Source organism: Bradyrhizobium sp. Ec3.3, assembly GCF_000472925.1.
Classification (GTDB): Bacteria; Pseudomonadota; Alphaproteobacteria; order Rhizobiales; family Xanthobacteraceae; genus Bradyrhizobium.
In genome coordinates this window covers 39469-49152 of sequence record NZ_AXAS01000061.1, presented here as the reverse complement: position 1 = coordinate 49152, position 9684 = coordinate 39469, and the positions used below count along the sequence as shown (strand labels likewise).

Below are 9684 nucleotides of genomic sequence, written 5' to 3'. Positions count from 1 at the left end.
CTCGAGCTCACGCTCCGAAAGACCGTAGAGCGACTGCAACAGCAGCGCGCGAAACAGCACCAGCACCGGATAGCCCGGTCGGCCAGGGCTTCCTTCATCCCGCAAATGCGCCATCAGCTTCTCGAACCGGTACCATTTGACCAAGCCCGACAACCGATTCAGCGCCGCATTGGCACCGGCTCCCTTCGGCAACCACGCCTCAATAAAACTCGGCTGCCCAGTCTGCTTCACTGCCATCGTTACCTCCAAGGCTTCTGCCCTAGAGAATCACAATCGCGGATTACGCAACAGGCCCACAAGGGGAGAAGGGAAGAAAGGAACTGCACTAATGTCAATCAGGTTTGACGGACGCGTCGCTATCGTCACGGGCGCGGGCAATGGTCTGGGGCGGGCGCATGCGTTGGGGCTCGCGAGCCGCGGGGCCAAGGTCGTGGTCAACGATTTCGGCGGCGCGCGCGACGGTACCGGAGCCTCGCTGTCGCCGGCGGAGGCCGTCGTCGAGGAGATCCGCAAGGCGGGCGGCACCGCGATGGCCGATGGCGCCGACGTCTCCAATTTCGAGCAGGTCACTGCGATAGTCGAGCGTGCCACCAAGGAATGGGGCAGCGTCGATCTGCTCTGCGCCAATGCCGGCATCCTGCGCGACAAGTCGTTCGGCAAGATGGAGGCGGCCGACTTCCAGAAGGTGCTCGACGTGCACCTCGTCGGCACCTTCTATTGCTGCAAGGCGGTGTGGGCCGGCATGCGCGACCGCAACTACGGCCGCATCGTGCTGACCACCTCTTCCTCAGGGCTCTATGGCAATTTCGGCCAGGCCAACTACGGCGCAGCGAAGTCCGGCATGGTCGGTCTGATGAACGTGCTGGCGGAAGAGGGCCGCAAGACCGACATTCGCGTCAACATCATCTCGCCGACGGCCGCGACCCGCATGACGGAGGAGCTGTTGCCGCCGCAGGCGCTGCAACTGATGAGGCCGGAAGCGATCACGCCGGCGGTCGAGTACATGCTCAGCGAGGACGCCCCGACCCGCACCATCATGGGCGCCGGCGCCGGCTCGTTCGCGGTGATCAGGATCATCGAGAGCGAGGGCGTCAATCTGCCGCCTGCCGAATGGACGCCGGACGCGATCGCCGCGCATTTTGGCGAGATCAGCGACATGTCGAAGGCCAAGGCGCTGCAAGGCGCATTCGAGCAGACGCAGAAATATGTCGCGCAAGCCGCCGCAAGAGCAGGGATCAAGCTCTAACCACCGTCATTCCGGGGCGTCGCGAAGCGACGAGCCCGGAATCCATAACCACGATCGGGAGTATGGACTCCGGGCTCGCGCCTAAGAGGGCGCGCCCCGGAATGACGAGCTCCTTTGTGGCCCGAGAATCTGGCCTAAACTCCCGTCATGACCTCGACCCAAATTCACGTTGCCGTCATCGGCGCCGGCCCGGCCGGACTGATGGCGGCGGAGGTGTTGGCCGCGGGCGGCGCTGCCGTCACCGTCTACGACGCGATGCCGTCTGCGGGGCGCAAATTCCTGATGGCCGGCCGTGGCGGGCTTAACCTCACGCATAGCGAGCCACTGCCGCAATTCCTCGCGCGCTACCGCGAGGCGGCGCCTAAGCTGCAAGCCGCAATCGACGCGTTTCCGCCAGACGCGCTCCGTCAATGGTGCGAGGCGCTGGGTGAGCCGACCTTCGTCGGCACCAGCGGGCGTGTGTTTCCCAAGGCGTTCAAGGCCTCGCCCTTGCTGCGGGCCTGGCTGCGCCGGCTCGATGCGGCCGGCGTGAGGTTTGCGTTTCGGCATCGCTGGAGCGGATGGGACGACGAGGGGCGGCTGTTGTTCTTGACGCCCAACGGCCCTTTCGCCATCGGCGCCGACGCCACCGTGTTCGCGCTCGGCGGCGCAAGCTGGCCGCGCCTCGGCTCCGACGGCGGCTGGACCAAAGTGGTCGCCGGGAAGGGCGTGGCGATATCAACGCTGCGGCCTGCGAATTGCGGCTTCGACGTCGCCTGGTCCGAGGTCTTCCGCACGCGCTTCGAAGGCCAGCCGCTGAAAGGCATTGCCCTCGTCTTCGGCGGACACACGGTGCGCGGCGAGGCGATCGTCACCCGTACCGGCATCGAAGGCGGCGCGATCTACGCGCTGTCGGCCGAGTTGCGCGAGGCGATCGCGGCAAAGGGTGAAGCGACGTTGCGGATTGCGCTTCGCCCCGATCTCGACCAGGCGGATCTCGTCAGACGTCTGCCGGCGCCGCGCGGCAAACAATCGTTCTCGAACTTCCTGCGCAAGTCGGCGCAGCTATCGCCAGCCGCGGTCGGCCTCGTGCAGGAGGTCACGATGGCTGCTGGGCTGTCCCCGTCCTCGCTGGCGCCGACTCAACTCGCTGAGTTGATCAACGCCGTAGCGATCAAGCTCACCGGTGCAGCCCCGATCGCCCGCGCCATTTCAAGCGCCGGCGGTATCTCCTTCGATGAGCTCGATGCCGGTTTCATGCTTCGAAAGCTGCCCGGCGTCTTCGCCGCCGGCGAGATGTTGGATTGGGAAGCGCCCACGGGCGGCTATTTGTTGCAGGCGTCGTTTGCGACCGGAGCGGCTGCGGGGAAGGGCGTTCTAAAGTGGCTCGCTGGCTAAACATCGTCATTGCGAGCGCAGCGAAGCAATCCAGAATCCCGCCGCGATGACAGTCTGGATTGCTTCGTCGCTTCGCTCCTCGCAATGACGAGCGTGGAAGCGGCGCGCGCTACCGCAACTTCCCTCGCGCGGCCACCGGCAACGTGCCGATGATCTCATCGCCGCGCACCATCACGACCTCGTCCATCATGTTGACGACGACGCAAACGTGGTTCGGCACGATGCGCACGACGTCGCCGACATTGGGACGGGTGTTGCTGCGGGAGAGATCGAGAAAGCCATGCTCTTCGGCGAAGCGCGCGATCTTCGCCTCGGGATGCTCCAGAATCAGGCCATGGCCGTCGAGCCCGCCGGTATCCGTGGTCAGCGTCTTCGAGCCCGCGTCAAGAATGCCGCGCTCGGGCGCGGCGCGGCTGACGACCGTCGAGTAGATGTGCAACGCGCAGTCGTCCCAGGTGGCGGAGCCGGCCGCGACCTGCATGCGGTCGTTGTAGATGTAGGTGCCGAAGCGGTGCTCGGTGCTGCCCTTCAGCTTGCCGATATTGACAAGGTTCGGCGTACCGCCGGTCGAGACGATCGCGGCATCGAGGCCGTGGGCGCGCACGCCGGCCAGCGCTTCATCATAGAATTTCTGCGCGTCGGCCCAGCCGGTCTCCGTCGGATAGAGCATGAAGCCGGCGAATTGCAGTCCCTTTGAGGCCGCGATCTCGCGCGCCAGCGCAATCGCCTCGGCCGGCGTCTCGACGCCCGCGCGCTTGCGCCCCGTGTCGCATTCGACGACGACGGACAGCGGCCTCCCTGAGGCCGCGGCTGCCTTGGGCAATCCCGCAACCACGGTGGCGTTGTCAGCCGCGACCGTCATGTTGGCCTTGGCCTGCAGCGCCCCCAAGCGCGCCATCTTTTCCTCGCCCAGCAGGTTGTAGCTGATCAGGATGTTGTCGATGCCGGCATTGGCCATGATCTCGGCCTCGCCGAGCTTCTGGCAGGTGATGCCTTTCGCGCCCGCCGCGACCTGCATCTTCGCCAGCGTCGGGTTCTTGTGCGTCTTGATGTGCGGACGGTTGGCGACGCCGGCGTCGTCACAGGCCTTCTGGATCCGCGCGATGTTGCGCTCGACCTTGTCCATGTCGATGACGGCGCAGGGCGTGCCATATTCACGGGCGATCTTGGCGGCGAGGGGCGTGGTCATATGATCTCTCTATTTTTTGGGCCCGTAGGACGGGTAGAGCGAAGCGAAACCCATCAGAACCAATTCCCGTTGCGTGATGGGTTTCGCTGCGCTCTACCCATCCTACGATTTAAGCCTGTTCAATCTCTTCCCGGAGCATTTCGAGTTCGAGCCAGCGGTCTTCCGCAGCCGAAAGTTCTTCATGCGCCTTGGCAATGGCTGCGGACGTATCGTCGAATTTCTTTCGGTCCTTGGCGTAGAGACCGGGATCATCGAGGACGCGCTGCAGCTTCGCGATGTCGGTGTGCAGGCTCTCGATCTTCTTCGGCAGTGTTTCCAGCGCATGCTTCTCGTTGAAGCTCAGCCGCCGCTTTGGTGCCGACGTCGGAGCGGCGGGTCGCTCTTCCTTCTTCTCCGCAGGGGCCTGCGCCTTCACCGGCTCGCGCTTCAGGTCCGCGCCGCGCTGCGCCAGCATGTCGCTGTAGCCGCCGGCATATTCGATCCATTTGCCGTTGCCCTCGGGCGCAATCACCGAGGTCACGACGCGGTCGAGGAAGTCGCGGTCGTGGCTGATCAGGATCACCGTGCCCTCGTAATCGCCGAGCATCTCCTCGAGCACGTCGAGCGTCTCGAGGTCGAGATCGTTGGTCGGCTCGTCCAGCACCAACAGGTTGGACGGCTTTGCCAGCGCGCGCGCCAGCATCAGACGGCCGCGCTCGCCGCCCGAGAGGACTTCGAGCGGCGTGCCCCGCTGCTCCTGCGCAAACAGAAAGTCCTTCATGTAGCCGACGACGTGCTTCGGCTTGCCGCCGACCATGACGTGGTCGCCGCGGCCGCCGGTGAGCGCTTCGGCGAGCGTCGATTTGGGATCGAGGCTTTCGCGGTGCTGGTCGAGCGTCGCCATCTCGAGGTTGGCGCCCAGCCGCACGGTGCCGGAATCCGGCTCTGTCCCGCCGGTCAGAAGATTGACCAGCGTGGTCTTGCCGGCGCCGTTCGGCCCGATGATGCCGAGCCGGTCGCCGCGCTGGATGCGGGTGGAAAAGTTCTCGACGATCCTGCGTTCGCCATAGGCCTTGGTGATGCCCTTGGCCTCGATCACCAGCTTGCCGGAGGCTTCCGCTTCGGCCGCAGCAAGATTGGCGCTGCCGGCCGTGCCGCGATAATTGCGCCGCTGCGCGCGCAGCGCATGCAGATTGGCGAGCCGCTTGACGTTGCGCTTGCGCCGGCCCGAGACGCCGTGGCGCAGCCAGTGCTCCTCGTCGACGATCTTGCGGTCGAGCTTGTGCTGGTCGCGCTCTTCCTCGGCCAGCACCTCGTCACGCCAGGCCTCGAACGACGCAAAGCCGCGATCGATCTGCTTGATCCTGCCGCGGTCCAGCCATGCGGTCGAACGCGAGAGGTTGGAGAGGAAGCGGCGATCATGGCTGATCAGCACCAGCGCGCTGCGCCGGCTGTCGAGCTCCTGCTCCAGCCATTCGATGGTGGTGAGGTCGAGGTGGTTGGTCGGTTCGTCCAGCAGCAGGATATCGGGCGAGGGTGCCAGCACCCGCGCCAGTGCCGCGCGGCGGGCCTCGCCGCCTGAGAGATTGGCCGGAGTCTCCTCGCCGGTGAGCCCGAGCTGCTCCAGCAGGTAATGAGCCTGATGCTGGTCATCGCCGGGCGCGAGCCCCGCCTCGACATAAGCGAGCGTCGTCGTGTGAGCGCCGAAATCCGGCTCCTGCGGCAAATAGCGGATCGTGGCGCCGGGTTGGACAAAACGCGTGCCGCCGTCCGGCTCGACGAGACCGGCCGCAATCTTGAGCAGCGTCGATTTGCCCGAGCCGTTGCGCCCGATCAGGCAGACGCGCTCGCTTGGTGCGACGTTGAGCTCGACGCTCGTGAGCAGAGGCGTGCCGCCGAATGTGAGGCGGATGTCTTTCAGCTGGATCAGGGGCGGCGCCATGATCAGCCCTTGACCGTTGCGGCCTGCTCGGCGCGGCGGCGCTGGATGCGGCGGATGGTCTGGTCCAGCGCGGACAGGAAGGCGGAGCGATCGCGCGGCGCGAACGATCTCGGGCCGCCGGTGATTTCGCCAGCCGAGCGCAGATCCGTCATCAGGTTGCGCACCGCGAGCGTCATGCCGATCGATTCCTCGGTGAACGGCTTGCCGTTCGGCGCGATGACGTCGGCCCCGGTCTTCACGCAGCGGCTCGCGAGCGGGATGTCCGCGGTGATCACAATATCGCCGTCACCGGCCCGCTCCGCGATCCAGTTGTCGGCAGCGTCCATCGCGGAGCCCGCTGCGACGCGCTCGATCAGCGGGTCGTGGGGCACGCGGATGAAATTGCCCGCGACAACGCTCACGGGCACGCCGTGCCTGGCAGCGACGCGATAGATCTCGTCCTTGACTGGACAGGCGTCGGCGTCGACATAGATGCGGGGCGTGGCTGGGGGGCTCGTCATCGGCCGCGTGGTACCGCATTCGCCGCCCAAAGGCGAGGGGATTGACCGGGGTTCCTGACGCCCTACGATCGGGCTCTGAAGCAACAAAAATCAGGGCGAAGGCGACAGCATGCCAACCCGGCTCGAAACCTACCGTGTTGAGGCCTACAACACCGCCAAGCAATCCGAGAACAAGATGCACGACGACACCGTGGCGCGCCGCTTCGGCTTTTCCGGGGGGCTGGTCCCCGGCGTCGACGTCATGGCCTACATGATGCACGTGCCGGTCGCCCGCTGGGAGCGGGATTTTCTCGCCCGTGGCCTGATCGAGGCGCGCTTTATCAAGCCGGTCTATGACGGTGAGACGGCCGATGTCGATGCGGTCGAGCACAACGGGGTGCTCACCATCGAGGTGTTTTCGCGCGGCGAACTCTGCGCGACGGGAACGGCGTCGCTATCCGAGTCTGCGCCAGCGGTCGCCCTGGCCGACTATGTCGAGGTCCCCGCCGCCGCCGAGCGCAAGCCCGTCAATCCGGCCACCTTCGAGGTCGGTAAATGGCTCGGCACCGCGCCACACCGCTGGGCGGAAAAGGCGGCTACAGAGTATCTCGCCGAGGTCAGGGAAACCGATGCGATATTCGCGCGGGAAGGACTTGGTCATCCCGGTCTGATTCAGCGCGTCATGAACCGCGTGCTCGTCGACAACACAATTCTGGGTCCATGGATCCACGTCGGCAGCCGCATGCAGTTGCTGTCGGCTACGCGCGCCGGCGACCAGATCACCGCGCGAGCCGAGGTCACCGCGAACTACGAGAAGAAGGGCCACCGCTTCGTCGAATTCGACTCGCTCGTCGTCGCCAACGGCAAGACGCCACTCGCGCACTGTCAGCACACCGCGATCTACCAGCCGCGCGAGGAGGCGGCGGCGTAAGGTGGGAAGGGGCAGGCAGGTGCCTCTCACTCGCTGTCATGCCCCGCGAAGGCGGGGCATCCAGTATTCCAGAGACATCGAGATCTATTACCACAGCTGCGGCGTACTGGATCGCCCGGTCAAGCCGGGCGATGACAGCGGAGGGTAAGGAGGCAGCGAGCCTCCCCCTACGCCGTCCCCTTCGCATCCTGAATCGCCCGCCACACGCGCTCCGGCGTCAGCGGCATGTCGATGTGCTTGATGCCGTAGTCGGAGAGCGCATCGACCACCGCGTTCACCACCGTCGACAGGCTGCCCGCGCAGCCCGCTTCGCCGCAGCCCTTGGTGCCGAGCGGATTGCTCTTGGCCGGCACCGGGTGATCGCCGACGCTCATGAACGGAACGTCCTCTGCGCGCGGCAGCGCGTAGTCCATCAGCGATCCCGTGATCGGCTGCCCGCTCTCGTCGTAGCGGACATGCTCCATCAGCGCCTGGCCGATGCCCTGGACGACGCCGCCGTGGAGCTGGCCCTCGACCAGCATCGGGTTGATGACGGTACCGAAATCGTTCACCGCGCTGTAGCGCACGATCTCCACCACGCCGGTGTCCGGATCGATCTCGACTTCGGCGACGTGGCAGCCGTTCGGGAAGGCTGATGGCACCGGTTCGGTGGTGTGGTCGACGTCGAGCGAAGAGGGCACGCCCTCCGGCACCTTGCCGTCATGCAGGCGCTTGGCCAGGTCCATGATGTTGATGCTGCGGTCGGTGCCGGCGATGGTGAAGCGGCCGTCGGCGAACTCGATGTCGGCCTCGGACGCCTCCATGAGATGCGCCGCGGCGCGCTTGCCCTTCTCGATGACGAGGCGGGAGGATTCAACGATCGCCATGCCGCTGGCGGTGATCGAGCGCGAGCCGCCGGTGCCGTTGCCGGTGTGGACGATGTCGCTGTCGCCCTGCACGAGTTTTACGCTCTCGAAGGGCACGCCAAGCTGCGCGCACAGCACCTGCGTGAACGGCGTCGCGTGGCCCTGGCCGTAGTCAAGCGTGCCGGTGATGAGTTGCACCGTACCATCGGGGGCGAACACGATCTTGCCGAGCTCGACGCCGGGAGGGGCGGTGACCTCGAGATAGGAGCCGATGGCGATGCCGCGCAGCTTGCCGCTCTTCTTGCTCTCCTTCTTGCGCTTGGAGAAGCTCTCATAGTCCGACAGCTCCAGCGCCTTGTTGAACACGGCCTGGAAGTCGCCGCTGTCATAGGTCACGCCGGAGGAGGCCGGGAAGGGCATCTGGTTCGGCTTGATGAAGTTGCGCTTGCGCAAGGTCAGCCGGCTGATCCCCATCTCGTCGGCGGCGCGGTCGATCAGCCGCTCCATGTAGTAGTTCGCCTCGGGGCGGCCGGCGCCGCGATAGGCTCCCATCAAGGTGGTGTTGGTCAACACCGTCTTGATGTCGATTGCCATCAGCGGCGTGCGGTAGACGCTGGAAAAATTCTTGCCGGTGTTGAGCGAAAGCGGGCTCGGCGCGACGCCGGTGATGTAGGCGCCGAGATTGCCGTAGCCGGAGAGTTTGGCTGCGAGGAAGTGTCCCTCGGCATCCAGCGCCAACTCGGCGTGGATCTTCTGGGCGCGGCCGTGGCTGTCCGAGAGGAAGCTCGTCGAGCGCTCGTCGGTCCACTTCACCGGACGGCCCAGCGTCTTCGCCGCAAACAGGATGCACATATATTCGGGGTAGTTGATGTTCTTCATGCCGAAGGAACCGCCGACATTGGCGGTGAGGATGCGCACCTTCTCGTTCGGCACCTTCAGGTTCTTGGCGAGATTGGCGCGGTTGCCCGAAACGCCCTGCGTCGGCACCTGGATGGTGTAGCGCTCGGTCTTCTTGTCGTAGGAGGCGAGCCCCACGCGCGGCTCCATCGAGACCACGGCGACGCGGGTGTTCTCGATGTCGAGGCTGGTCACGTGCGCGGCGCTGGCGAACGCCGCCTCGACCTTCTCGGCATCGCCGAAGTGATAGTCGAGCGCGACGTTGCCCGGGATGTGGTCGTAAAGCTGCGGCGCGCCTGCCTGCGCGGCTTCCTCGGGATCGGTGACCGCGGGCAGGGGCTCGATGTCGGCCTCTACGGCTTCCGCGGCGTCGCGCGCCTGCGCCAGCGTCTCCGCTACCACGAAGGCGATGGGATCGCCGACGAAGCGGACCTTGTCGGACGCAAGCGGCTGGCGGTTGGTCTGGAGCAGGGGTGAGCCGTCGCGGTTCTTCAGTGGCAGGCCGCACGTGAACGGGCCATAGCCGGCGGCGTTAAGGTCCGTGCCGGTCCACACCCCCAGCACGCCCGGCATTGCCTTGGCCGCCTCGGTGCCGATGCCGCGGATCACGCCATGCGCGTGGGTCGAGCGAACGATCACGGCATAGGCCTGGCCGGGCAGGTTGAAATCGTCGGTATAGCGGCCCATGCCGCGGACCAGCGTGTCGTCCTCCTTGCGCCGGACCGGCTGTCCGACACCGTTTTTTTGCAGTGCAATAGCGTTTTCGAGCGAGGACGATTTGGTGTGTTCTTGCATGGAA

General features: G+C 65.8%; 8 protein-coding genes. 3 read left to right on the top strand and 5 right to left on the bottom strand.

The genetic code is table 11. The features are described from left to right. Positions 1-237, bottom strand: a 237-nt coding sequence (locus YUU_RS0137880; protein WP_027524408.1) for a transposase, incomplete at its 3' end; no start/stop codon positions are given. 91 nt (positions 238-328) lie between these two features. Here YUU_RS0137880 and YUU_RS0137875 point away from each other — a divergent pair. Continuing rightward, entirely contained in the window at positions 329-1246 is a 918-nt protein-coding gene (locus YUU_RS0137875; protein ID WP_027526995.1) for an SDR family NAD(P)-dependent oxidoreductase, read from the top strand. A gap of 147 nt (positions 1247-1393) precedes the next feature. Beyond that, entirely contained in the window at positions 1394-2623 is a 1230-nt protein-coding gene (locus YUU_RS0137870) for a TIGR03862 family flavoprotein (RefSeq protein ID WP_027526994.1), read from the top strand. Between the two features lie 109 nt (positions 2624-2732). On the opposite strand, the gene YUU_RS0137865 is transcribed toward YUU_RS0137870, so the two are convergent. The 3 genes from YUU_RS0137865 to YUU_RS0137855 all read right to left on the bottom strand — a co-directional run bounded on the left by YUU_RS0137865 (position 2733) and on the right by YUU_RS0137855 (position 6233). Then, on the bottom strand, positions 2733-3812 hold the full coding sequence (locus YUU_RS0137865; protein WP_027526993.1) for a D-TA family PLP-dependent enzyme: 1080 nt from the start codon (positions 3810-3812) through the stop codon (positions 2733-2735). 109 nt (positions 3813-3921) lie between these two features. Next, on the bottom strand, positions 3922-5733 hold the full coding sequence (locus tag YUU_RS0137860; protein WP_027526992.1) for an ABC-F family ATP-binding cassette domain-containing protein: 1812 nt from the start codon (positions 5731-5733) through the stop codon (positions 3922-3924). A 2-nt stretch (positions 5734-5735) separates the two neighbouring features. Continuing rightward, positions 5736-6233: a YaiI/YqxD family protein gene (locus YUU_RS0137855; RefSeq protein ID WP_027526991.1), complete on the bottom strand. Its 498-nt coding sequence runs from the start codon at positions 6231-6233 to the stop codon at positions 5736-5738. A 109-nt stretch (positions 6234-6342) separates the two neighbouring features. Between YUU_RS0137855 and YUU_RS0137850 the strand changes: the two genes are divergently transcribed. Beyond that, entirely contained in the window at positions 6343-7143 is an 801-nt protein-coding gene (locus tag YUU_RS0137850) for a hypothetical protein (RefSeq protein WP_027526990.1), read from the top strand. Positions 7144-7310: 167 nt separating this feature from the next. On the opposite strand, the gene YUU_RS0137845 is transcribed toward YUU_RS0137850, so the two are convergent. Continuing rightward, a complete protein-coding gene (locus tag YUU_RS0137845; protein ID WP_027526989.1) occupies positions 7311-9680 on the bottom strand; it encodes a xanthine dehydrogenase family protein molybdopterin-binding subunit in 2370 nt (789 codons plus the stop codon). Positions 9681-9684 lie beyond the last annotated feature (4 nt).

Excerpts from the sequence above, each read along its gene's own strand:
- YUU_RS0137850 (WP_027526990.1), top strand. The coding sequence starts at position 6,343 with ATGCCAACCCGGCTCGAAACCTACCGTGTTGAGGCCTACAACACCGCC.
- YUU_RS0137865 (WP_027526993.1), bottom strand. The coding sequence starts at position 3,812 with ATGACCACGCCCCTCGCCGCCAAGATCGCCCGTGAATATGGCACGCCC.
- YUU_RS0137845 (WP_027526989.1), bottom strand. The coding sequence starts at position 9,680 with ATGCAAGAACACACCAAATCGTCCTCGCTCGAAAACGCTATTGCACTG.
- YUU_RS0137875 (WP_027526995.1), top strand. The coding sequence starts at position 329 with ATGTCAATCAGGTTTGACGGACGCGTCGCTATCGTCACGGGCGCGGGC.
- YUU_RS0137855 (WP_027526991.1), bottom strand. The coding sequence starts at position 6,233 with ATGACGAGCCCCCCAGCCACGCCCCGCATCTATGTCGACGCCGACGCC.
- YUU_RS0137870 (WP_027526994.1), top strand. The coding sequence starts at position 1,394 with ATGACCTCGACCCAAATTCACGTTGCCGTCATCGGCGCCGGCCCGGCC.
- YUU_RS0137860 (WP_027526992.1), bottom strand. The coding sequence starts at position 5,733 with ATGGCGCCGCCCCTGATCCAGCTGAAAGACATCCGCCTCACATTCGGC.